This window comes from Bacillus sp. 5RYD7K (assembly GCF_059831465.1).
Window position 1 is genome coordinate 3,420,603 of the sequence record NZ_CP191200.1, and the last position, 23,243, is coordinate 3,443,845.

The window sequence follows — 23,243 nt, forward strand, 5'->3', positions numbered from 1 at the left end:
ACGATAAATGTCTTTCTATTCTGACATATAAAAAAGACCGTCCTTTTACAGACGGCTTTTCACTTTGTATGAAGCACTCTTTTTTCAAATCGGGAAATGTCCGTAAGAGAGCCGATAACGATGAGAATATCTTCTTTTTGGATCATTTCAGTCGCCAGCGGAGATACGATTACTTCTTTTTCTCTCTTGATGGCCACGATGTTAATGCCGTACTTCGCGCGTATGTCCAGATCAAGCAGTGTGTTGCCCGCAAGCCTGCTGTTGGCTACGATCTCCACGATGCTGTGTTCATCAGACAGCTCTAAATAATCAAGCACATTATTTGATACGATGTTGTGGGCGATGCGTTTTGCCATGTCACGTTCAGGGTGGACGATGTGGTCGGCCCCGATTTTCGCAAGCACTTTTTCATGATAGTCGTTCTGCGCTTTGACCGTGATCGTGTTCACGCCGAGTTCCTTTAAGATCAGCGTCGTTAAAATGCTCGCCTGTATATTTTCGCCGATTGCCACAATGACGTGGTCAAAATTGCGCAGCCCCAGATTTTTCAGCACCGATTCATCGGTTGAATCGCCGATGACGGCGTGTGATGCGATTTTGGCATATTCATTTACTTTATCTTCATCAATATCCATCGCCATGACCTCAAGGCCTTCTTCACTCAATGCTTTGCAAATACTCCCGCCGAAGCGTCCGAGACCGATAACGGCAAACTCTTTTCTCATAACAGTACTCCTTTAAACAATATCTCTAATAGGAATAGTATCACATTTTCGGCAATGAGTTCATATGGCGTTTGAGCTTTTCTGAAAAGGCGGGCGATAAATACAGGTCTGCTCCGCGTTCGATTTCTTCCTGATAGTGACCCGGAGGCGCAATTTCCTCAGCTTTATCAAGCACAAGAAACGTCAGGCAGCCCCTGTATATACGGCCGCCGGCATTCACTTCTATGAACGCGGGACGATATGTATGGCTATCAACACCTTCCCTTTTATACAGATAGGTTGCCGCTTCAAACGGGAGCTTGTACAGCACGCCTTCAGTACGGCCGCCGTCTTCAACAAGATCGGCTCTGGAACCGTCAGGACGCCTTAACGTGAATCTCGTCGAATACCCTTCAACAACCGCCCCTCCGACCGGCTCGGCGAAAAAGTGATCGACCCCCGCCTGTTTAAAACGGGCATTATCCATACATGAACCGTAAGCGAAATAATAAACCGGGCTGTCATCCTCCCGTTTCATAAAACGATATTCTTTCCAGTCTCCGCTTTTGATCCGGCTGAATGAAGCACACTGCTCGGGCTTTACGACATATGCGAAGGCCGTTTTATTCCCGAGATCCGTCGTCACAGCGACTTCCTCCCGGTCAAAATCGGAATAATGCGCATCCAGCTTACGGATCATCTGATGATCTGTTTCATACAATTCTCCGTATACAAAAGCTGTTTCTGCTAAAGACGCCGCGGGCTGACCTTTTTCTGTTTTATACAGCACGCCGTTTATCGCGGCCTGCTCGCACACACACGGAGCGCCTTTCAGCAGCTCATGATTTTCTTCACGCTTCCGTAACAAACCGTATACAAAAAGAAGCAAGTTATTTTTCCTCCTTTTGGACAGCATCCGCTTCTAACGGCAGAAATACCTGAAACGTACTGCCTTCTCCATTTTTGCTCTTAATGTTAAGTTTACCATTATGCTCCTTCAGAATTCGTAAACAAATCGGAAGGCCGAGGCCTGTCCCCTGATCTTTTGTCGAGAAAAACGGTTTCCCAATGTTTTTAAGCTTTTCTTTCGACATGCCGTTTCCTTCATCCTGTATGCTGATCACCGCGTATTCTTCATCCCGTTTTGTGTAAATATGAATATTCCCGCCGTCAGGCATCGCCTCAATCGCATTTTTAATAATATTGATAAATACCTGTTTCAGCTGGTTTTCGTCACCGTTGACCATACAGGACTCAGTCTGCCTGAAATCCTTCTCAATCACAGTGTTTGACAGCACCGCGTTTGTGTCAAGAAGCGTCGCCACCTGCCTTAAAATATGGTTGAGATGATGGGCGGTAAACGTCACGGTCTGCGGCTTGGCGAGCAGTAGCAGCTCTCCCAGCACAAGATCTATCCTTTTAATTTCCGAAAAAATAATATCGAAATAATCCGTGCGTTCCGGATACTGAGCTTTCATCAGCTGAAGAAAGCCGCTGACTGATGTTAAAGGATTTCTTACTTCATGGGCGATTCCTGCCGCAAGTTCACCGGCGATAGCCAGCTTTTGAGATTGCATGGCAAGCCGTTCATTCGTTTCCAGAAGCTCATCAACCGCTTTTTTCCGTTCACTGATATCAGACATCGTCCCCAGGCTTCCGACAAATTTCTGTCTGCGGTCATAATACAGCTTATAATGAACTTCTCCCCAAAAGATAGTGCCGTCTTTTTTAATATATTTAGCCGTGAACATTCCTGACGGGGACAGCTGCTTAATTTGGGAGATAATATAATCAATGATATGTTTCTCTTTTATAAAATAATCATTATACATCGTGCCCATACATTCGCTGATGGAATAGCCCGTAATCGCCGTCCAAGCTTGATTCAAATATGTAATATTCCCTTGTGAATCTGTCTGAAAAACAATTTCCTGCAGATTGTCCATAATCCGGTTTTTCTCATCTGAAAGCGCCTTTGCTTTCTGCTCGCTGTCCTTCAGCTCCGCCAGCAGCTGCTTTTTATGATCTACATAATAAGCCAGCAGCCAGACGCTGATTAACGTGACAGTGGTAAAAGTGATATCAACAGGCCAGTTAATCGGATTCCGTTCAATTATGTAAAATAAATAATCCCAAAACATAATAAAAATCATTGCCAAGATTAATGAAATGATACGCGCTTGATATTTTCCCATAGTCCCACCTGCCGCTAGCATTTCTACATATATTGTAACATTGTTGACCGCATTATTGACTAAAAAATGATAACTATTCCCAATTATTTGAGCAGGTTTGCTTGATTTTACCGTGAGTTTTTGCACAAGTTCATAATAAAAGGGCGGAATGACGCTCCGCCCTTTTTATCATTATGACTTATCTTTTAACGCTTCCTCGATTTCCTCAAGCAGCATTTTCGCTCCTTCAGGGCTTAAGATGATTTTACCGTTGCCGTATTCCTGATTGTCGGGGGTAATTTCTCCGGTCATTAAGCAAATGCCGTGCGGTTTGTATTTTTTCAAGACAATTTTGTCTCCGTCAACAAAAAATTCAATACTATCTTTAATAGCGATATCCAATGCTCTTCTCAATTCAATCGGCATGACAATACGCCCTAGTTCGTCTACTTTTCTTACTACACCAATTGATTTCATAGAAATCCCCTACTTCCTTTAATGTCTCTTATATATGTCCAAGGAAAATCCTTCATAAACGTAGACGAAAGTAACGGAGCAAAAGTTTCTCCGCATCCGGTAATGAATGTTTTTTTACAGAAGAAAGCCTTTTTGAAATACGGGATACAGACTTTCCCTCCTTTTTTACAAAAACATTTCATTCCCGGCGGAAACCCCCAAAAATCGTGGTTTTTCTCAGAAACTTTAAATGTAGAATCAATTAAATCAGGATAGGGATTGGGTGAAAATATGTTTCAATCAACTGAGATCGGAATCGACTTAGGAACCGCTAATATACTTGTTTACAGTAAAAATAAAGGAATTATTTTAAACGAGCCTTCCGTTGTCGCTGTAGATACAACAACGAAAGCGGTGCTTGCCATCGGAACGGATGCCAAAAACATGATCGGAAAGACGCCGGGGAAAATCGTCGCCGTACGGCCGATGAAAGACGGTGTCATTGCTGATTATGATATGACAACTGACTTATTAAAACACATTATGAAAAAAGCCGGAAAAAAAATCGGGATGACCTTCCGCAAACCGAATGTCGTCGTCTGCACGCCTTCAGGATCAACAGCCGTTGAACGCCGGGCCATCAGTGACGCTGTCAAAAACTGCGGAGCAAAAAACGTTCACTTAATTGAAGAACCCGTAGCAGCTGCAATCGGAGCCGACCTGCCGGTTGACGAGCCGGTCGCAAACGTTGTCGTGGATATCGGAGGCGGTACGACTGAAGTCGCCATCATCTCATTCGGAGGCGTCGTGTCCTGCCACTCTATCAGAATCGGCGGCGACCAGCTTGATGAAGATATCGCTTCGTTCGTCAGAAAAAAATACAACCTGCTGATCGGAGAACGTACGGCAGAACAAGTGAAAATGGAAATCGGTTTTGCATTGATTGAACATGTGCCGGAAACGATGGAAATCCGCGGCCGTGACCTCGTAACCGGTCTGCCGAAGACGATCAGACTGCAGTCTAATGAAATTCAGCACGCGATGCGTGAATCGCTCCTACATATTCTTGAAGCCATCAGAGCGACACTTGAGGATTGTCCGCCGGAACTCAGCGGGGACATCGTTGACCGCGGCGTCGTGTTAACCGGCGGGGGCTCGCTTTTAAACGGGATGAAAGAATGGCTGACAGAAGAAATCGTCGTTCCCGTTCATTTGGCCGCAAATCCGCTTGAATCAGTGGCTATCGGCACGGGGCGTTCGTTAGACGTCATCGACAAGCTGCAAAAAGCGATTAAATAATAAGATTGTGCTTCTTTTTTCTCCGGCCGGCTCATATTGTGAGAACTGGAGAAACATTAAGGAGGAAGCATATGCTTAGAGATGTGGGAAGACGCATAGCGGTAGCTGTCATTTTAAGCGGAATTATCTTGGGGGGTATGAGCATTTCGCTGGCCAATATGCCCCATTCTCCGGCCGGCAGCACCGTAAAACTGAATCATCCGTAAAGACGCAGCAAAGGCTGTGTCTTTTTCATTTGCGCTCCTTTCTTTTCTTTATGAGGCGATATTTGATATGATGAGAAAAACCGATGAGGAGGAATGAACGATGAGTTCGTTTACTGAAAAGTTAAATACATATGCTCGGCTGGCGGTAGAAGTCGGCGTCAATGTCCAAAAAGGACAGCATGTCGTCATCAATGCCTCAACCGATGTCCGGGAACTTGTCAGACTGCTGGCCAAACATTCGTATGAAAAAGGCGCAAAAAACGTCACCGTAAATTGGCAGGACGATGAATTGTCCAGATTAAAATACGAAATGGCTCCGTTTGAAGCGTTTGAAGAATATCCTGAATGGGAAGCGAAAGGCAAAGAAGAGCTCGCGAAAAAAGGAGCTGCCTTTATTTCTGTCGTCTCATCCGACCCCGACCTGTTAAAAGGCACTGACGGGAAACGGATTGCAGCGTTCCAAAAAGCCGCCGGAAAAGCATTGCATACATACAGACAATATATTCAATCAGATAAGGTCAGCTGGACGGTGATCGGAGCCGCTTCAACAGGCTGGGCGAAAAAAGTGTTCCCGGATCGGCCGGAAGAAACAGCCGTTCAGCTTTTATGGGAAGAAATTTTCAAAACGACCCGCGTAAATGAAGAAAACCCAGTGGAAGCATGGAAAAAACATGACCAAAACCTTCATGAGAAAGTGGAACACCTGAACAAAAAACATTACAGCGCCCTGCACTATCAAGCTGAAGGAACAGACTTAACCATTGAATTGCCGAAAAAACATGTATGGGCAGGCGCGGGAAGCGTGAATGAGAACGGGCACGAATTCATGGCCAACATGCCGACAGAAGAGGTTTTCACTCTTCCGCAGCGTGACGGGGTGAACGGCACGGTTTCCAGCACGAAACCGCTGAGCTACGGCGGCAACATTATTGATAACTTTACACTTACCTTTGAAAACGGCCGTATCGTTGATGTGAAAGCTGAAAAAGGCGAGGAGATTTTAAAAGGCATCGTCGAAACCGATGAAGGCTCGCATTATCTCGGAGAAGTGGCCTTAGTGCCGTACGATTCACCGATTTCAACATCGAATATTTTATTTTACAACACACTGTACGATGAAAACGCATCAAACCACTTGGCGATCGGCAGCGCGTATGCCTTTAATATCGAAGGCGGCAAGCAAATGACACGGGAAGAGCTTGTCAAAGAGGGCTTAAATGAAAGCATTACGCACGTAGATTTCATGGTCGGCTCCAAAGATATGAATATCGACGGGATTACCGCTGACGGCAAAAGAGAACCGATCTTCAGAAACGGAAACTGGGCATTTTAATAAAAAAGGAGGCACTTCGGCCTCTTTTTTTATTTTGCTTCATACATTTGCAGGTTGGCAAAGACGGTTTCCAAAACAGGGGTATCAACTGACAAGCGTTTCGCTTTCTCAAGCAGAAAACCGTGTAAATGTTCACCTTCTGTCACCCGCCCATTTTCCATGTCTCTCAGCATCGACGATTTCATGTGATAAGACATGCTTGTCAACGTACGATAACTCTCATCTTCAAGGTCAGCGTCCTTCGGAATGCCGGCAGCCTTGAAAATGGCTCCGATTTCTGCAAAAAGTCGCTTTGCCGTATTGCGGCCGCCTTCTGTATCTAAAATCGGTCCGACCGGCTGTTGAAACAAAGTGGTCACTCCCGCCTGCGCGGCAATGAACATGTACTTTTTCCAAATATCCTTTTCAATATCCCGGCTGATGATGACATCCGCTTTCACACCCGCAAACGCTTTTTCCAGCTCATTTATACGTTCTGTGCGTTCCCCGCTCCATTCACCGAACACAAAGCGGTGGGCAGCGCTCGTATGAAGAATGTCCCCTTTTTCGTTAAGGGCGCTCTCAATAAAGCAGAGGCCTCCTAACACCTGCCGTTTTGAAAAAGCTTCGAACAGCTCGTTATAGTGCCTGTACCCGTTTAAAAAAGGAATAATGACCGACGAAGGTTTGACAAACGGTTTGACATCTCGAATAACGTCCTGCAAAGAATACGCTTTTGATGCGATGATAACGGCGTCAAACTCTCCATCTTCGCCCGCCATGATTATTTTCGGCTTGATTGAAACATCACCATTTGCACTTTTGACGGTCAATCCCGTCTCTTTTAATTGTTCCGCCCGCTTCTGACGGACGAGAAACGTAACGTCATTTCCCTTCTCTGCAAGACGTGCGCCGATATATCCGCCCACTCCCCCTGCTCCGACAACTAAAAACTTCATGATGCATTCCTCCGTCTCTTTTCAATTCATATGTTCCTTTATTGTAACGGGAAGTCAGAAGATTGAAAACTTTTCCCGCAAATAAAAAGCAGAGTCTCCTCTGCTTTTTTATTACGCGTATAGCTCTTCAAGCTTTTTCTGCACATCCGCATTTTCAAGAAATTCGTCATAAGACATTTGTTTGTCAACGATGCCTTTAGGCGTTAATTCAATGATGCGGTTGGCAATTGTCTGTACAAACTGATGGTCATGAGATGAAAACAGCATAGCGCCTTTAAAGCTGATTAAACCGTTGTTAAGCGCTGTAATGGATTCCAGGTCTAAGTGGTTTGTCGGTTCATCCAGAATTAAAATGTTCGCGCCGGAAAGCATCGCTTTTGAAAGCATGCAGCGTACTTTTTCTCCTCCGGAAAGAACGTTTGATTTTTTGTTGACTTCTTCCCCAGAGAACAGCATGCGTCCTAAGAAGCCGCGCAGAAAGCTTTCGCTTTGGTCATGCGGCGAGTATTGGCGGAGCCAGTCTACAAGGTTCGCATCGCTGCCGTCGAAATATTCGCTGTTGTCTTTCGGGAAGTACGCCTGAGAAGTGGTGACGCCCCATTTGAATGTGCCGCTGTCAGCTTCCATTTCCCCGGAAATGATTTTGAACAATGTCGTAACGGCAAGCTCATTGCGGCCCGTAAACGCGATTTTGTCTTCTCTGTTCATAATAAAGCTGACGTTATCAAGCACCTTAACGCCGTCAATCGTTTTCGTTAAGCCTTCTACCCGCAGCACGTCATTTCCGATTTCGCGTTCCGGCGTGAAATTGACGTAAGGATAACGGCGTGATGACGGTTTGATATCATCAAGCGAAATTTTATCAAGGAGTTTCTTTCTTGATGTCGCCTGCTTTGATTTAGAGGCATTGGCGCTGAATCTGGCCACGAACTCCTGAAGCTGTTTAATCTGCTCTTCTTTTTTCTTATTGGCTTCCTGAGAAAGCTTTAAAGCAAGCTGGCTGGATTCATACCAGAAATCATAGTTGCCGACATACACTTGAATTTTATTAAAATCAAGATCGGCGATGTGCGTGCACACTTTATTTAAAAAGTGACGGTCGTGGGATACGACGATGACTGTGTTCTCAAAGTTGATCAGAAACTCTTCCAGCCACTGAATCGCTTTCAGATCCAAGTGGTTCGTCGGTTCATCAAGCAGCAGAACGTCCGGCTTGCCGAACAGCGCCTGCGCCAAAAGCACTTTCACCTTTTCTGAACCGCCTAAGTCCGCCATTTTCTTCGTATGCAGGTCTTCAGAGATGCCCAGACCCTTTAACAAAATAGCGGCTTCACTTTCAGCTTCCCATCCGTTTAATTCCGCAAACTCTCCTTCAAGCTCAGCGGCGCGGATGCCGTCTTCATCAGAAAAATCCGGTTTCATATAAATCGCGTCTTTTTCCTGCATGACTTCGTATAAACGTTTATGTCCCATAATGACGACTTTCAGAACTTCGTAATCTTCATATTCAAAATGGTTCTGCTTCAGAATGGCAAGGCGTTCGCCCGGGCTCATATGGACATCGCCGGTCTGAGGCTCCAGTTCACCGGATAAAATTTTCAAGAATGTTGATTTTCCGGCACCGTTTGCGCCTATTAATCCGTAGCAATTGCCCGGCGTAAATTTAATATTGACATCTTCAAATAACTTGCGATCCGCAAAACGCAAGCTCACATTATTTACAGCAATCATTTATAATCCTCCATCGTGTCTAACATCAATAAAAGTATACCATGAATAAAGGGGAAGAGAAATGTTTCCCTGCGAATATAAGGGTTTTGAAAAGACGCAAGCGCCAAACCCGAAGCCCTGTGATACAATAGATATATATACATATTCATCACGGAGGAACAAGTTGAAGCTTTTAACACTCACAGAATATTGTCTTATGATTTTCTTTACCGGGGTTTTTCTGGCCGTCACAGGCTTTACCGCACGTGACATCGGCTTGTACGTCGGAATCGCCCTCATTTACACGTTTTCGCATCTCTTTTCAAAACGGATGCTTGAAAAACGCGGCAAAGAGAAGCAGCAGGTGAATCTTTTTTTCAGTGTTCTCGCCATTGTCGGATCAGTGCTGGCCACGGTAATGTTCATCGCCGTCGCCGCCTCGTTTGCCAAATAAAAACGCCGGCCGTCCGAATCGGGCAGCGCGGCGTTTTTATTTTGTCTGACGCATATCATGAAACGGGAAGAACACAAACTTCGAGGTGCCGACGATCCGTTTTTCGGCAATTAAACCGAGTCCGTTCCGGCTGTCCATTGAGTTCAGCCGATTGTCGCCCATGACGAAGTATTTGCCTTTCGGAACCTTTACGGGGCCGAAATCTCCCGTCAGGTTGACTCCCAGTTTTTTCGCTTCTTTTTTATTGCTCGCGAGGTACGGTTCATCGATTTTTTTGCCGTTTATATAAAGCGTATCATTTTTCATTTCCACCGTTTCTCCGGGTTTTCCGATGAGCCGCTTTACATAATGGACTTTCGATGTATCGCCGTTAATAATGACGATGTCCCCCCGCTCGATTTCTCCGATATAATTGACGCTTTTGTTGACAAACAGCCTTTCACCGTCATGTAATGTCGGGTACATTGATGATCCTTCCACTAAGTACGGTTCAAACAGGAAATGGCGGATTAAAAGCGCAAGAGCGACCGCTATAATGATGGCCTTTCCCCATTCCCAATACGTGTTGGATTTTCTTTTTACCGATTTTTCAGAAGTAGGTTTTTGTTCTTCAGTCAACGTGGTTCCTCCTAGACGATCACTGTTACGGTTCATGTACTATCTTTACTTTATCACAACTCATCACAAAATACATAACGCTTCTATGCGCATATGATTGAAAAAAGCGCCCGTAAAGGACGCTTTTTGCTTATTTCTCTACTACCGGTTTTTTGATGATTCCTAAGATAACCGCTGTTACAACCGCTCCGATTACGATGCTCATTAAGTAAAGCAGCGGATGGTTCGTAATGAATGCAACGAATATTCCTCCGTGCGGTGCAGGGAGCGTTACCCGGAAAAACTCTGTCAGTCCGCCCGCTACCGCAGAACCGATAACGGCTGCAGGGATGACGCGAAGCGGATCAGCCGCCGCAAACGGGATGGCGCCTTCTGTAACGAAAGCAGCTCCCATGAAGTAGCACGTAATACCGGCTTCACGGTCACGTTTAGAGAATTTATGTTTAAAGAATGTTGTCGCAAGTGCGATTCCAAGCGGCGGAGCCATTCCGCCCGCCATGATGGCTGCGTGCGGGGCATAGTTTCCGGCATCGATCATCGCAATACCGAAAGTGAACGCCGCTTTATTCAGCGGGCCGCCCATGTCGATAGCCATCATACCGCCTAAAATAATACCCATTAAGACAAGGTTTCCGGTTCCAAGGCTTTCAAGCCAATTTGTTAAGAAATTCATAAACGCTGCTACAGGTGTGTTAATGACAAACTGCATCAGGACACCGGTGATAAAAATACCGAGCAGCGGATAAATCAATACAGGTTTTAATCCGTCAAGAGTCTGAGGAATAAAGACAAACAGCTTTTTCAGCAGGACTACGACATAACCGGCTAAGAATCCGGCAATCAGTCCGCCCAAGAATCCGGCATTCGCCTGCGTAGCCATAAATCCGCCGACCATACCCGGCGCAAATCCCGGACGGTCCGCAATACTCATTGCGATGAATCCGGCAAGAACGGCAACAATCAGTTTTAACGCATTATCGCCGCCGATAAAGTTCAGCGCTGCAGCAAACGTGTTGTATGTCGGATCTTTCGGATCAGCTGAATGAATTCCCCAGAAGAATGAAATCGCAACGAGGATTCCGCCGCCGACGACAAATGGCAGCATGTTGCTGACACCGCTCATTAAGTGTTTATAGAAAGTACTTCCGATGCTTGTGCCTGATTTCTGTTTCGGACCGTCTTCATTAGAAGAGGCAGATCCTCCGCCGCTGCCTTCGTAAATCGGCGCATCTTGATTAACCGCTTTTTCAATCAGTTCCTGAGGACGTCTGATACCGGCCGTTACGGGCACTTGAAGAACATGTTTGCCTTTAAAGCGCTCCATTTCAACCTGTTTATCAGCCGCTACGATAATCGCAGGCGCATCTTCAATTTCCTGAGCCGTCAGCTTATGCTTGATTCCGCTTGAGCCGTTTGTCTCTACTTTAATGTCGACGCCGAGCTCTTTCGCTTTTTCTTTCAGTGCGTCAGCAGCCATGAATGTATGGGCGATACCTGTCGGACATGCAGTAACCGCAAGAATTTTGCCCTTTCCTGACGGCGCTGCCTGTTCTTCCTGCTCTTCTTCTTCCTCATCGTCATCTTTGTCATGCTGATTGATGATGTCAATGACCGCATCTTCTGATTCAGCCTCAAGAAGCTGTTTGCGGATTTCTTCACGCATGAGAAGCGTTGAAAGTCTTGATAATGCTTCAAGGTGCGTATTGTTTGCTCCTTCGGTTGCCGCAATCATAAAGACCAGGTGTGCCGGCTGACCGTCTAATGATTCATAGTCCACACCTTCTTTTGAACGTCCGAATGCGATGGCCGGGTTAATGACGCTCGCCGTCTTCGCGTGAGGAATGGCAATGCCTTCGCCGATTCCCGTCGAGCTTTGGCTTTCACGATTTAAAATGGCTGCTTTGTAAGCCTCTCTGTCATTTAATCTGCCGGCTTTGTCAAGCACTGTCACCATTTCATCGATAACGTTTTCTTTCTCTTTGCTTTCTATATTGAGATGAATTGTATCTCTTGTTAACAGCTCAGTTATCTTCACTTTTCTTTCCTCCTCTATAGACGTGTGACTTTAACTTCAGGAAGAAGCTGCTGTACAAACTCTTCAGTTCCGAGCTCCTCAGAAAACGCCGTCGCGCTTCCGGAAGCAACACCTAGACGGAATGCGTCTTCCAAAGGCAGCTGTTTTGAGATTCCCGCAAGGAATCCCGCGACAACGGAATCACCCGCGCCTACCGAATTGACCAGCTTTCCTTTAGGAACATTAGCGAGGAAAACCGCCTCTTTCGTAAATAAAAGCGCACCGTCGCCAGCCATCGAAACAATCGCATGTTCAGCGCCTTGTTCAATTAATTTTTTGCCGTACGGAACGGCTGCTTCGGCTGAGTCAATGACCGTATTGAACATTTCACCAAGCTCATGATGGTTCGGCTTCATCAAAAACGGTTTCATTTCTGTCGCTTTCATAAGCGCTTCACCGGAGATGTCTACCACAACCCGGGCATTCTGCTTTCTGCATGCCTCAGCAATTTTTTCATACGTGTTATGCGGAAGAGAAGATGGGATGCTTCCCGCTAAAACGACGATGTCTCCTTCTTTCAGAGCGGAGAACTGTTCTAAAAAGGCACTGAACACTTCGTCTGAAATCGTCGGGCCCTGACCGTTAATTTCCGTTTCATCGCCCGTTTTCAGTTTTACATTTATACGCGTGTCTTCATCTACCTCAGAAAAAGCTGTTTCCAGACCTTCCTGCTGCAAAAATGACGTGATATAATTTCCGGTAAATCCGCCGACAAACCCCAATGCTTTTGACGGCACGTGGTGTCTTTTCAGTAATCTCGAAACGTTAATGCCTTTCCCGCCGGGGTACTTCGTGTCATAGCTGGAACGGTTTAAACCGCCTACGGCAAAATCTTCAACGTGAACGATATAGTCAACAGACGGATTGAGGGTTACAGTGTAAATCATGATTTCACTACCTTTACGACAGTTTTTTCTTGGTAATTATCGAATGCAAGTTCTTCAGCTTCAGTGGTAATGATAACGGCATCGCCCAAAGCGGCGAACGCTGCGAAAGAAATCTCGCCGAATTTGGAAGGGTCGGCTAAAACATACGCGTTTTTCGCCTGTCTCACAGCCTTTGTCTTCAGAAGAGCCTCATCCGGATCGGGTGTTGTAAAACCGGCTTCAATGTGCACGCCGTTCACTCCGAGAAAGCTTTTGTCAAACCGGTACTGGCTGACTGCTGTTAATGAGGCGCCGCCGATCATCGCACCTGTTCGATGCTTCACATATCCTCCGAGAAGATAAAAGGGGATCCCTTTCCTAATTAAAGCGTCGATATGCATAACTCCGTTTGTGACAACCACAATGTCCTTTGTTTGATCTATAAAATCAATCATGTGCAATGCAGTTGTTCCCGCATCAAGATAAATACAGTCACCTTCTTCTAATAAAGATGCCGCTTTTTCTGCAATCTTCAGCTTATCTTGAAGGTTTTTGGAGGATTTTTCAAGCATATCGGGTTCTTGCCGGCTGTTGGAAAGCTTAGATGCCCCGCCGTGAACGCGCTTTAAAAACCCGCGCTCTTCAAGCGTTGATAAATCTCTTCTTATCGTTGATTCAGAAGCGTTTGTCATGCTTATCAGCTCTTGAATCTTTACCACGTCACGCTTTTCAATCTGATCAAGGATCAGCTGATACCTTTCAGGAGTGAGCATATTCCGCCTCCTTTGAAAACGTATTCATTTCACCTACAAGATTATTGTAAACGCTTTTTTTACTTCGAGCAACTAAAATCACTCAAATTCATTCAATAACTATCAAAATCTTTCACATTTGTTCATATTAACGTATGTACATAGGGTTTGTAAACTGTAAATTCGACAAAAAGGGGGACAATTGTATGACATTTCTTTTTATCATAAATGAAAAAAGTCTATTATATTCATTCAATCTTTAAAACACAGAAAAAACCCCACGCGGACTGCATGGGGACGTTTCACTATTCATACCGTAACGCTTCAATCGGATCTAAGCGGGATGCTTTGTTGGCCGGCAGCATGCCGAAGATGACACCGATCAGCATACTGAACAGCACGCCGATACAAACCACCTGCCAGGAAACGAGCGACGGCCAGCCCGCGATAAGGGAAACGAGTGATGCTCCCCCGTAGCCGAGACCGATTCCGATTAAGCCGCCGATTAAAGTAAGCACAACGGATTCAATTAAGAATTGTGTCAGAATCTGGCCTCTCGTGGCACCGAGCGATTTGCGGATGCCGATTTCTCTTGTCCGTTCCGTTACTGATACGAGCATAATATTCATGACCCCGATTCCGCCGACGACGAGAGAAATACCGGCGATCGAACCGATGATCGTCGTCATGACGGTCGTGACCTGACCGATGCCCGCGGCGATTTCTTCCATATTCATGACTTGATAGGCCTCTTTTGTGCCGTGATTGTCATTTAAGAGGCGGGCCGCTTCTTTTCCTGTTGTTTTGATTTGATCAGCGGATTCCGTCTGAATCGAAACGTTGCTGTAGTCATTTGTGCCGAAAGACGTTTTCAGCATGTTGAACGGGACATACATTTCACTGAGCCCTAATGATAAAAACCCGCTCTCTTCTTTTAATACACCGATTACTTCTACGGGCTGTCCGCCGGCCCAGACGATTTTTCCAAGCGGAGATGTTTTCCCGAACAGCTTTTCAGCCATTTTTTTCGAGATGATGCCCGCTCTTTTCCCGGAAAGGAAATCGTTATCCGTAAATGTCCGCCCATCCTGAACGTCCAGCTTTTTTACGTCCGTGTAGCCGCTGTTAATGCCATTCAGCGTAATGTCCGTTTCTTCTTCATGATAACGGGCCGTCATTGATTTTACAGCGGAAGCGACAACCTGCTTTACGCCGTCCACTCCTTTTAATCCATTAATATCTTCTTCTGTAAAACTCGCTTGCTGCAAAGCGTTCGGATTGGCTGTTAATTCTTCATCGCTCGGCAGATAATACAATTCAATTGTATTGCCCGGCCCGCTGATGGATTGCTTCAGCATTTGCTCTCCGCCCTGGCCGACAGCCACAACAACGATTACTGAACCGACGCCGATAATGATGCCGAGCATCGTCAGAATCGATCTCATCTTGTGAGCTCTGACGGAGCTGAGAGCCATCCGGAGATTTTCTAACAGGCTCATTCCCCCACTCTCCTCTGCTCAGAATCGCGGGAAACGATACTGCCGTCACGGACGAAGATCACTCTGTTTGTACAATCCGCCACTTCAGGCTCATGTGTGACAAGCACCACGGTCACGCCCTCTGCATTAAGCTCTGTGAACTGCTCCATAATGGAAATGCTTGTTTTCGTATCCAGCGCGCCGGTCGGCTCATCAGCCAAGATAAGCTTCGGTTCGTTAACGATGGCTCTTGCAATCGCGACACGCTGCTTTTGGCCGCCGGACAGCTCATTCGGCATGTGAAGCATCCGATCCGCTAAGCCGACTTTTTCCAGCGCATATTCGGCCCGTTCCTCACGCTCTTTTTTGCCGATACCTGCGTAAATCATGGGAAGTTCGACATTTTTTCTTGCATTCAATCGCGGCAGCAGCTGAAATTGCTGAAAGACAAATCCGATTGATTTGTTCCGGACCGCCGCAAGCTCTTTTTCCGTGCATGAAGATACATCTTCTCCCGCAAGTCTGTAACTGCCTGATGTCGGTCTGTCCAGACAGCCGATGATATTCATAATCGTAGATTTACCTGATCCCGACGGTCCCATAATGGATACATATTCCCCTTGTTCAATCGTCAGGTCGATTGAACGGAGGACATCAAACGTTTCCTTGCCGATCTGATAGCTTTTTTTCACCTTTGAAAGCTGAATCATCTATGCTTTCACATCCGTTCCGTCAGTCAAACCGTCAGCCGGATTCAGAATGACTTTATCATTCTTTGAAAGTCCCTCTTTTATCTCCGTTAACTGATTCGAGGTGTCGCCGACTTTGACTTTCACGCGTTTGGCCTTCCCGTCTTTTACCGTAAAGACCCAGTGCTCATCTCCGTCTTTTTTGACTGCGGAGGACGGCAGCGTATCGGCTTTCCGCTTGTCGGTTTCAATGTTCATAATGAGTTTAAACCCCGGTTTGCCCTCCGGAAGCTTTCCGATCAGCTTGACCTGAAACGGATACTGCACGGCTTGTTCCGTGCTTTCACCCGAAGCAGCTCCTGACTTTTGTTCCGGAACGAGACCGACAGCCGTCACTCTTCCCTTCCATGTTTTATCCGGAATGGCGTCTGATGTAATTGTAACGCTTTGTCCCTTTTTCACTTTCAGTGTGTCGTATTCAGACAAATTGCCGGCAACGATCAGGTGTTCCGGGTCGCCTATATGTATTACCGGTTCTTGAATATCCGATTTCTTAGAAGCGGCTTCTTGATTTACCGAGATAACCGTTCCGTCCATCTCACTCTTGACATTGAGATTCGCCACCTGGTTTTCAAGAGATTGCTTTTGCAGGTCAGATTGCTTTAATTCAATTTCAGCCGTTTTTTGCTGAAGCTGCAGATCAGTCCGTTCGGATTCAATTTGTTTTTTGGCTTCCGCTTCTCCCGCTTGTTTTGCCAGATCTTTTTCTTTACTGTTTAAGGCTTGTAGTTTTTCTTGAATTTGTTCGATTTGCAGCCGTTTTGATTGTTCTGTCAACTCATTTTGCTCTTTATCAAGGTTGAGCTGTTCGTTTGTATACGTGACTAGCGACGACCCTTTTTTTACTTTGTCGCCTTCTTTTACTTTTACTTTATCAAGGGTTCCTTTATCCGCTTCATAAAAAACATACTGTTCTTTGGAGAATTTAAGTGTTCCCGGAACCATGACCGCAGATGAGATTTCTCTTTTTTCCATAGTCCCGGTATCGACTTTTTCCCCGGCGCTGCCGCCCGCGGGAGCGGCCGACTTATAAATATTGATACTGATGAATACTGCTACAATGACTGCGATGCCGATGCCGATCCAAAGTTTTTTCATGTTATACACCTGCTGCCACTGAATTTAACAGTCCTCCGACTGCCGATACCAAAAGCATAATAACAAACAGGACAATTGCGGAAATCCAGCCTGCTTTTTTAGAAATGCCTCCGGTATAGCGCAGACCTAACGCGAGCAGAATATAGCTCCAGATGCTGAAAATATCCATCGCGCTTAAAAAGACCGATACGCCGTCTCCGGCCGGTATGACACTCGCCAAAGATGTGACAGGGTACAGTGAGCCCGCACCGGTAAAATAAATGACAAGTCCGTTAATGACTAAGCCGATGTTAGTAATCAATGCAGTAAAGAGGCCGAGTGAGAGCATTTTTTTATAAGTTGTCACGCCGCCTGAAATTTTGACGCACAGCCAATAAATAAGCGGAACGATAAAGAGAGCGATAATGCCTCCGAAAATCCCTCCGAAAATCGAGCCGAATTTCGCGATGGTTTTGGTCATTTCAATCTGATCATCGGTCAATCCGTCAAGAGATGAGCTGTTCAGCAGTTCTTCATAATTCATTCCGAGCCCGCGCAAAATACTCCCCGCCGCGATGAGAATGATGACAATCAGGAGAGGAATGCCGATGACCGGGTGTTCTCTTAATCTTTTAAACTGCACAACAGGACTTGTAATGACGCCGAAAATTGACGGCTTTTCCGTTACTGCCGTATTGTTTTTTTCCAGATTTGGTTCCATATTGCTGATGCCTCCTATGTATTATTCTGTTTATACGTACGCATCCAGCTTATAAAAGTTTCAATTTTTTTGCCGTTTGCGTATTTATGCTAAATTGTAACACAAATTCTCAAATGTACGTTCCATAATTATGTAAAAAATGACCAGCGCCGGACTGATATGAAAGCAGGCTCAAAATCTTGTGGTGACACCTTTTTAAGCCTGTGTATGTAAAGAAAACCGCACAATTAAAAATTCCTTAAAGTTCCATTTGGTTCCCCTCTGGAATTCAGCCTTTCTTGCCGATGTTATCGGCGTACTGTGCAAAAAAGCCGGATGGCAATGATGCACATCCGGCTTTTATTCACCCTCCGCTTACAGGCGGGATAAAGGCAATGGTATCGCCTTCTGTTACGATGCTGTTGTCTTTTACGTAAGTTTCATTGATTGCGATCATGGCATTGTCTATCGTCTGAAGGCCGTACCGTTCTTTTAACAGCGTTTTTACAGCAGACGCTGCCACCTCCTTTTCGTCAAGTTCAATGACCGGTGTTCCTGCCTGCTCCGCAAGTCCGGCAAATAAAAGTACTTTAATCATCGTGATTCCCCTTTATTTAAATCCGGTTTTCCGTTCGGATAAGGCGTCGTTTCCAGCTGATCGCCTATCCATTCTTCGCCGTCTTCCCAGATCTCTTTTTTCCAAATCGGAACAATCTGTTTTATCCGTTCAATGGCATACTCATTCGCCTCATATGCCGCCTTTCTGTGCGGAGAAGACACGGCGATTACGACCGCTGCTTCTCCGATATCAAGGACGCCGACGCGGTGAGTGATCGCAGCTTCGGCTCCCTCCCATTTCGCGCTGATTTCATCACCGATTTGAGAAAGCATTTGAACAGCCATCGGTTCATATGCTTCATATTCAAGACGCACCGTCCGCCGTCCGGCAGTCCACTCTCTGACCGTGCCGATAAACGTTGTGATGGCCCCGGCTTCGCGCTTTTCAACTTTTTTTACGATATTTTCCGCAATGATAGGTTCCCTTGTAATTTGAAAACGTTCCATTTATGCAGATCCCCCTTTCAGCTGCGAAAGCACAAACATAATGGCATCCGGATCATCCGCATGGAATACGGGTATGCCCGCATCTGCAGGCATATGCTCCGTACTTCTGCTGACAACCGCGAGCACGCGCTCCAAATGCTTCAGCTTTTGCCAATCTTCGCTGCTTTTAATCATAATGATTTTCGGATGCGGCGCATGTTTAAAACCCTCAATGAGAAGACAGTCGATTCCCACATATTCATACAGGCCGATCAAACCAGCCAGATCCCATTTTTTTCGCGCCGTAAGCTGCAAGACCCCGTCCCCTTCTACTGCCGTAACCGCGGCACCGGCTTTTGATAAGCGTTCTGAATCCTTTCCGTCAGAAAAAGGTTCCGGCTCTCCGCCATGTCCGTGATGCTTTAAACATCCAACCGTGCAATCTTTCGGCGCCGCTTTCAGTATACGTTCGATAAACGTTGTTTTACCGCTGTTTTGAAAGCCTACGATCTGGACGATCGGGAAAGAATTGACCACGGCCATTCACTTCCATTCTCATCGCGGATGAGAAGCACGTGAACCGTCCGTCCCGCTTCATATCCCCTCGTTCCTCCCGGCAGAAGGATAAACGCGTTTGCTTCGGCAAGAGATGTGACTGAGCTTGACTTGTCGAGACCGACCGGTGACGCCATCATCTTTCCATCTTTGTGATAAACAAACGCCCTCACAAATCTCGCAAACGGATTCGGCTTCGGAAAGTCGTTTGTTAACACGGCTTCCGCCCATCCGGCGTGAGGTTTTTCATTCAGAAGCCACGACTGAATCATCGGTTTGACAAACAGGGTGAAACCGACGTAACATGCCGACGGATTGCCTGAAAGGCCGAACAGCAGCATGTCATCAGCCCGTGCGACAGTTGTCACGCTCCCCGGGCGCATTGCCACTTTGTTAAATAAAACTTCCGCTCCCAGCTTAGCATAAATGTCAGGAAGAAAATCAAAATCACCGACTGACACGCCGCCGGTCGTGATCAGAAAATCGGTTTTTTTCATGGCTTCCTTCACCGCCGCATAACTGTCATCAAAATCATCGGAAATTTTGCCTAAGTTCAGCGGCACCGCACCCGCTTCAATGATCTGGGCATACACCATGGCCGCGTTGCTGTTGCGGATTTTCCCGGGTTCAAGCGGATCGCTTACATGAAGAAGTTCGGTTCCCGTGGCGATAATCCCGACCACCGGCTTTCTCACCACAGGAACAGAAGAATAGCCGAAGGTTGCCAAAAGAGCGATGACGCCCGGCGTGATTTTCGTTCCTTTTTTTAAAAGCGAACTGCCCTTTTTCGCATCTTCTCCTTGGTATGAAATATTATCGCCCGCATGGAAAGGGCGTTTTACCGACATGTAATCCGTGCCGTTTTCAGAATACGTTTTTGTCAGCTCAAGCATCACTACGGCATCCGCGCCTTTTGGAATCTGCGCCCCTGTCATAATGCGGACCGCTTCATACGGTCCGAGCTCTTTTTCTGACACGGCGCCGGCTCCGATATGGTCAATGACTTCAAACGTGACGGCATTGTCACGGGAAGCCGTCTTTGAACCGCACGCCCTGATGGCAAAACCGTCATACGGAGAACGGTCAAAGGCAGGCACATCATGGTCCGCCTTAACATCTTCCGCCAAATAGCGGTGAAGGCTGTCCTCCAGCGGCACCCATTCGGTATCCCCCTGTTTTTTATATCGGCTCACTCGGCGGACTGCTTCGCCCACCTGTATCGGCGTTCTTTTTTCAAGCATAGCAATACCTCCCCTTACTACAGTCCGATCACTCTGGCCAGAACTGAATTTGCTTCTTTGATGTCATTTGTACCGTGAATCAGAGCCCGTCCGTCTTGAAAAATAACGATTCTGAAGCGCTCGTATGCCATGTGCAGCAGAAATTCATTTGCTTCGACTTTGCCGATCTGCTTCAGACGTTTGACGAGCTCTTCTTTGTCCAGCCTCTTTAACGCTTCCGATCTGATTTGAACGGTGTCTCTTCCGCACAGCACGCTTGCTTTCGGCCTGTTTTCCGGCTGCAGGTACGGGTATACGGGCTCCGCGCCGCAGGAAGGGCAATGATCCCGTTTGGTCTGATCCACATTTACGCTCATATTGGTGTTATTCCACACATCAAACGTAAAAAAGCGCCGATTTACCGCTTCATGGTTTCCTGTCAGCAATTTCAGCGCCTCAGCCTGCTGATAAGCCGAGACGATATGAACCGCCGGAGGTATGATGCCTGCTGTATCACATGTCGCTCCGCCTACGGGTATTTGCTCAAACAGACAGGATAAACACGGCGTAACCTCAGGGATAATCGTCATACACATCCCCTGACTGCTGACACAGGCACCGTAAATCCAAGGCGTTTTCGTTTTCAGCGCCAGATCATTGATGACCATTCTCGTTTCAAAATTATCTGTCGCATCCACGATGCAATCCGCTTGTTCGATCAGCGGTTCGAGCGTTTCCGCCGTACCTTCGGCCGCATAAGCATCTATATGTATGTCACTGTTTATCGCCAAAAGACGCGTCTTTGCCGCCACGGCTTTCGGCAGGCGTTCTCTCGCGTCTTCTTCTGTATACAGCTGCTGTCTTTGTAAATTGCTCCATTCCACATAATCCCGGTCAATAATCGCCATACGGCCTGCTCCGGCTCTTGCCAGCCCCTCTGCTGCGGCTGTTCCGAGGGCCCCGGCCCCGACAATCAGGACACTGCTGTCAGCCAGCGCCTTCTGCCCTTTTTCCCCTATCGGCTTAAATCTTGTCTGCCGCGAATAGCGCTCTTCCATCTGTGTTGTCCCCTTGCATTTTTATTTCCATCATACCATGTTTCCTCGCCATCAGTCCTGATGTGAAGACTCGATAAGCGCCAAAAGTCTGGCGTAATCATCCCGGGTGTTGATATTGACGAACTCTTCCGGCCCGGCGCCGATGTCTTCAGCCTGAACATAACAGACAGACAGATGTTTCAGCGTGTCTGCTATTTTCAGCTTGTTTTGTGCCAGCTGATCAAAAAGCACCTCTTGCACCCGTTTATGATAAACCGCCAAGAGAGGCTGCTCTCTGTCTTCACAAATCGGAATGACAGCGTCCACATTTCCGGTCAGCTTCATTTCAAGCGCTGCCATGGTCTTTCTTGTCACGAGCGGCGTGTCACAGGATATGACCGTGTATGTTTCGCCTTCCGTTTGTTTCATTGCCGTATATATGCCGGCCAGCGGCCCCATTCCCCGAAACTGCGGCACATCGGCAAAAACATGTCTCTCTTTGTTTGCTAAGAACCTTTTTATATGTTCAGGGCGGCTGATCATCACCGTCTCTCCGCAGCCGAAGGCTTTTTTCGCCTGCTCATAAAACATGCCGCCCTTCCACTTTGCAAAAGCTTTCGGTTCCCCGAACCTTCGGGAAGCTCCCCCTGCTAATATTACATTCACCCGTTTCATGTCATCTCTCCCCATTCTATATAAAAGCATAGCAAACGCCTCAGCCGAAATACAATATTACAGTGCTTGTCAGTTTAATTAAGAGGAATAGCCGTCTGTCCTATCCCATATTGTAGTGTTAACATCATGAGGGAGATGGTTCTTATGAAAATATCAGGTCCGTTTTTCCACGACACTTCTCAAGAGAACCTTTATTTGAAGTCTGAACTTTCGAGATGCAGAAAACTGATTTCGGAGTTTGAAGCAAGCTACTTTCATCAAAAAAACAATAAGCTTCAAGAGGAAAACGCTAATATTAAAGAGCGGCTTCACAAGCTTACTGACGAACTGGAAGCAATGGCTCAAAAACACAAACAGACAAGTAACACGGAACGGTCTCTGCATGAAATCAGGGCCGGGCTGCTCGATAAAATCGTCATTCTGCAAGAATTGCTGCAGAAGGAAACGTTTCGGCGGAAAAATGAGATGGAAGAAAAACACCGTCTCCATCTTACGAATGTAAAATTTGAAGAAGAAAATAAAAACTTACATACCCGTATCCGCTCACTTGAGACCGCCATGGAAACCGAACAGACTGCTCACGAAGATACGAAACGGCGTTTTCAGGCTGCTGCAGAAGAAAATATCCGGCTTCAAACACAAATGACAGAAAAAGAATACCAGCTCAAACATATTAAAATAGAAATTAATCATATGAGAGATCGAATACTAGAAACAAAAGAACGGCTTGTAGAAATAGAAAAAACGAAAGAAAAGTTATTTCAAGAAACCATTCTCTCGTACAAAAGGCAGCTGGACGAAAGTGATGCTTGGATTGCCGGCCATTTTGCTGATATTGACAGCCGGACGGCGGAACCGGCAGAAAAAGAGCTGGAACTTCCTTCCGCTGCGGCCGGGACTGTTCAGGCAGAAGACTTGCTTAAAGCGGTCACCGAACAAGTCATCTCCCTGCAAAAACAGTTTGCACAATCAGAGTCCCGTGATCAGTCGTTTGAAGAAAAGCTGGACGCGTTGAAAGAACGGGCTGATGAAGAAAAACCGTTCCAGAAATATGTCGTCAAGCTTGAAAAAAAGGCGTTAAAAGATACGCGGGACAACTCAAAAAAACTGCTTGAGTAACGCAA

The 23,243-nt window shown here is 46.4% G+C and carries 25 protein-coding genes; 5 read left to right on the forward strand and 20 right to left on the reverse strand.

The window, feature by feature from the left end; translation table 11 throughout:
* Window positions 1-59: 59 nt before the first annotated feature.
* From ktrC to abhA, 4 genes are all read right to left on the reverse strand, one after another.
* Window positions 60-725, reverse strand: a complete 666-nt coding sequence (gene ktrC / locus ACQE26_RS16550) for a Ktr system potassium transporter KtrC (protein WP_003154554.1) — start codon at window positions 723-725, stop codon at window positions 60-62.
* A 40-nt stretch (window positions 726-765) separates the two neighbouring features.
* The gene (locus ACQE26_RS16555) at window positions 766-1,593 is read right to left on the reverse strand and encodes a gamma-glutamylcyclotransferase family protein (RefSeq protein WP_438421827.1); all 828 of its coding nucleotides are present in this window, start codon (window positions 1,591-1,593) and stop codon (window positions 766-768) included.
* A 1-nt stretch (window position 1,594) separates the two neighbouring features.
* The gene (locus tag ACQE26_RS16560; protein ID WP_438421826.1) at window positions 1,595-2,899 is read right to left on the reverse strand and encodes an ATP-binding protein; all 1,305 of its coding nucleotides are present in this window, start codon (window positions 2,897-2,899) and stop codon (window positions 1,595-1,597) included.
* Between the two features lie 171 nt (window positions 2,900-3,070).
* Window positions 3,071-3,355 carry a transcriptional regulator AbhA gene (abhA, locus tag ACQE26_RS16565; RefSeq protein WP_013352109.1) on the reverse strand — a complete coding sequence of 95 codons (285 nt, stop codon included), beginning with the start codon at window positions 3,353-3,355 and terminating at the stop codon, window positions 3,071-3,073.
* A 270-nt stretch (window positions 3,356-3,625) separates the two neighbouring features.
* Between abhA and mreBH the strand changes: the two genes are divergently transcribed.
* From mreBH to ACQE26_RS16580, 3 genes are all read left to right on the forward strand, one after another.
* Window positions 3,626-4,633 (forward strand): cell shape-determining protein MreBH, encoded by a 1,008-nt coding sequence (gene mreBH, locus ACQE26_RS16570; RefSeq protein ID WP_029575211.1) that lies wholly within the window; start codon window positions 3,626-3,628, stop codon window positions 4,631-4,633.
* A gap of 71 nt (window positions 4,634-4,704) precedes the next feature.
* Window positions 4,705-4,839, forward strand: coding sequence for a protein YkpC (locus tag ACQE26_RS16575; RefSeq protein ID WP_101605501.1), 135 nt, complete (start codon window positions 4,705-4,707; stop codon window positions 4,837-4,839).
* A gap of 100 nt (window positions 4,840-4,939) precedes the next feature.
* Window positions 4,940-6,172 carry an aminopeptidase gene (locus ACQE26_RS16580; protein WP_438421823.1) on the forward strand — a complete coding sequence of 411 codons (1,233 nt, stop codon included), beginning with the start codon at window positions 4,940-4,942 and terminating at the stop codon, window positions 6,170-6,172.
* A 29-nt stretch (window positions 6,173-6,201) separates the two neighbouring features.
* On the opposite strand, the gene ACQE26_RS16585 is transcribed toward ACQE26_RS16580, so the two are convergent.
* Both ACQE26_RS16585 and ACQE26_RS16590 read right to left on the reverse strand, forming a co-directional pair.
* A complete protein-coding gene (locus ACQE26_RS16585; RefSeq protein ID WP_500470090.1) occupies window positions 6,202-7,110 on the reverse strand; it encodes a ketopantoate reductase family protein in 909 nt (302 codons plus the stop codon).
* Between the two features lie 111 nt (window positions 7,111-7,221).
* On the reverse strand, window positions 7,222-8,841 hold the full coding sequence (locus ACQE26_RS16590) for an ABC-F family ATP-binding cassette domain-containing protein (RefSeq protein ID WP_328221233.1): 1,620 nt from the start codon (window positions 8,839-8,841) through the stop codon (window positions 7,222-7,224).
* Between the two features lie 163 nt (window positions 8,842-9,004).
* Between ACQE26_RS16590 and ACQE26_RS16595 the strand changes: the two genes are divergently transcribed.
* Window positions 9,005-9,274: a hypothetical protein gene (locus ACQE26_RS16595; protein ID WP_007409641.1), complete on the forward strand. Its 270-nt coding sequence runs from the start codon at window positions 9,005-9,007 to the stop codon at window positions 9,272-9,274.
* Window positions 9,275-9,310: 36 nt separating this feature from the next.
* Here the strand turns inward: ACQE26_RS16595 and lepB are convergent, their stop codons facing one another.
* The 14 genes from lepB to ACQE26_RS16665 all read right to left on the reverse strand — a co-directional run bounded on the left by lepB (window position 9,311) and on the right by ACQE26_RS16665 (window position 22,119).
* Window positions 9,311-9,928, reverse strand: a complete 618-nt coding sequence (gene lepB, locus ACQE26_RS16600; protein WP_395940959.1) for a signal peptidase I — start codon at window positions 9,926-9,928, stop codon at window positions 9,311-9,313.
* Between the two features lie 94 nt (window positions 9,929-10,022).
* Window positions 10,023-11,927, reverse strand: a complete 1,905-nt coding sequence (locus tag ACQE26_RS16605) for a PTS fructose transporter subunit IIABC (RefSeq protein ID WP_500470091.1) — start codon at window positions 11,925-11,927, stop codon at window positions 10,023-10,025.
* A 14-nt stretch (window positions 11,928-11,941) separates the two neighbouring features.
* On the reverse strand, window positions 11,942-12,853 hold the full coding sequence (gene pfkB / locus ACQE26_RS16610) for a 1-phosphofructokinase (protein WP_016936279.1): 912 nt from the start codon (window positions 12,851-12,853) through the stop codon (window positions 11,942-11,944).
* A complete protein-coding gene (locus ACQE26_RS16615; protein ID WP_060962899.1) occupies window positions 12,850-13,605 on the reverse strand; it encodes a DeoR/GlpR family DNA-binding transcription regulator in 756 nt (251 codons plus the stop codon). The genes pfkB and ACQE26_RS16615 overlap by 4 nt, the downstream gene beginning before the upstream one ends.
* Window positions 13,606-13,889: 284 nt before the next feature.
* Window positions 13,890-15,083: an ABC transporter permease gene (locus ACQE26_RS16620; protein ID WP_045926920.1), complete on the reverse strand. Its 1,194-nt coding sequence runs from the start codon at window positions 15,081-15,083 to the stop codon at window positions 13,890-13,892.
* The gene (locus ACQE26_RS16625) at window positions 15,080-15,772 is read right to left on the reverse strand and encodes an ABC transporter ATP-binding protein (protein WP_438421818.1); all 693 of its coding nucleotides are present in this window, start codon (window positions 15,770-15,772) and stop codon (window positions 15,080-15,082) included. The genes ACQE26_RS16620 and ACQE26_RS16625 overlap by 4 nt, the downstream gene beginning before the upstream one ends.
* Window positions 15,773-16,909, reverse strand: coding sequence for an efflux RND transporter periplasmic adaptor subunit (locus ACQE26_RS16630; protein ID WP_438421817.1), 1,137 nt, complete (start codon window positions 16,907-16,909; stop codon window positions 15,773-15,775).
* A gap of 1 nt (window position 16,910) precedes the next feature.
* Window positions 16,911-17,609: a YknW family membrane protein gene (gene yknW / locus ACQE26_RS16635; RefSeq protein ID WP_500470092.1), complete on the reverse strand. Its 699-nt coding sequence runs from the start codon at window positions 17,607-17,609 to the stop codon at window positions 16,911-16,913.
* Window positions 17,610-17,952: 343 nt separating this feature from the next.
* Complete coding sequence (gene moaD / locus ACQE26_RS16640) at window positions 17,953-18,186, reverse strand: molybdopterin converting factor subunit 1 (RefSeq protein ID WP_500470093.1); 234 nt, start codon at window positions 18,184-18,186, stop codon at window positions 17,953-17,955.
* Window positions 18,183-18,653, reverse strand: a complete 471-nt coding sequence (locus ACQE26_RS16645) for a molybdenum cofactor biosynthesis protein MoaE (protein ID WP_045926916.1) — start codon at window positions 18,651-18,653, stop codon at window positions 18,183-18,185. The genes moaD and ACQE26_RS16645 overlap by 4 nt, the downstream gene beginning before the upstream one ends.
* Window positions 18,654-19,175: a molybdopterin-guanine dinucleotide biosynthesis protein B gene (mobB, locus tag ACQE26_RS16650; RefSeq protein ID WP_500470094.1), complete on the reverse strand. Its 522-nt coding sequence runs from the start codon at window positions 19,173-19,175 to the stop codon at window positions 18,654-18,656.
* Complete coding sequence (locus ACQE26_RS16655) at window positions 19,136-20,428, reverse strand: molybdopterin molybdotransferase MoeA (RefSeq protein WP_500470095.1); 1,293 nt, start codon at window positions 20,426-20,428, stop codon at window positions 19,136-19,138. The genes mobB and ACQE26_RS16655 overlap by 40 nt, the downstream gene beginning before the upstream one ends.
* Window positions 20,429-20,445: 17 nt before the next feature.
* The gene (locus ACQE26_RS16660) at window positions 20,446-21,465 is read right to left on the reverse strand and encodes a molybdopterin-synthase adenylyltransferase MoeB (RefSeq protein WP_438421811.1); all 1,020 of its coding nucleotides are present in this window, start codon (window positions 21,463-21,465) and stop codon (window positions 20,446-20,448) included.
* Window positions 21,466-21,516: 51 nt separating this feature from the next.
* Window positions 21,517-22,119 carry a molybdenum cofactor guanylyltransferase gene (locus ACQE26_RS16665; protein WP_500470096.1) on the reverse strand — a complete coding sequence of 201 codons (603 nt, stop codon included), beginning with the start codon at window positions 22,117-22,119 and terminating at the stop codon, window positions 21,517-21,519.
* Window positions 22,120-22,263: 144 nt separating this feature from the next.
* Between ACQE26_RS16665 and ACQE26_RS16670 the strand changes: the two genes are divergently transcribed.
* A complete protein-coding gene (locus ACQE26_RS16670; protein WP_500470097.1) occupies window positions 22,264-23,238 on the forward strand; it encodes a sporulation protein in 975 nt (324 codons plus the stop codon).
* Window positions 23,239-23,243: the final 5 nt, after the last annotated feature.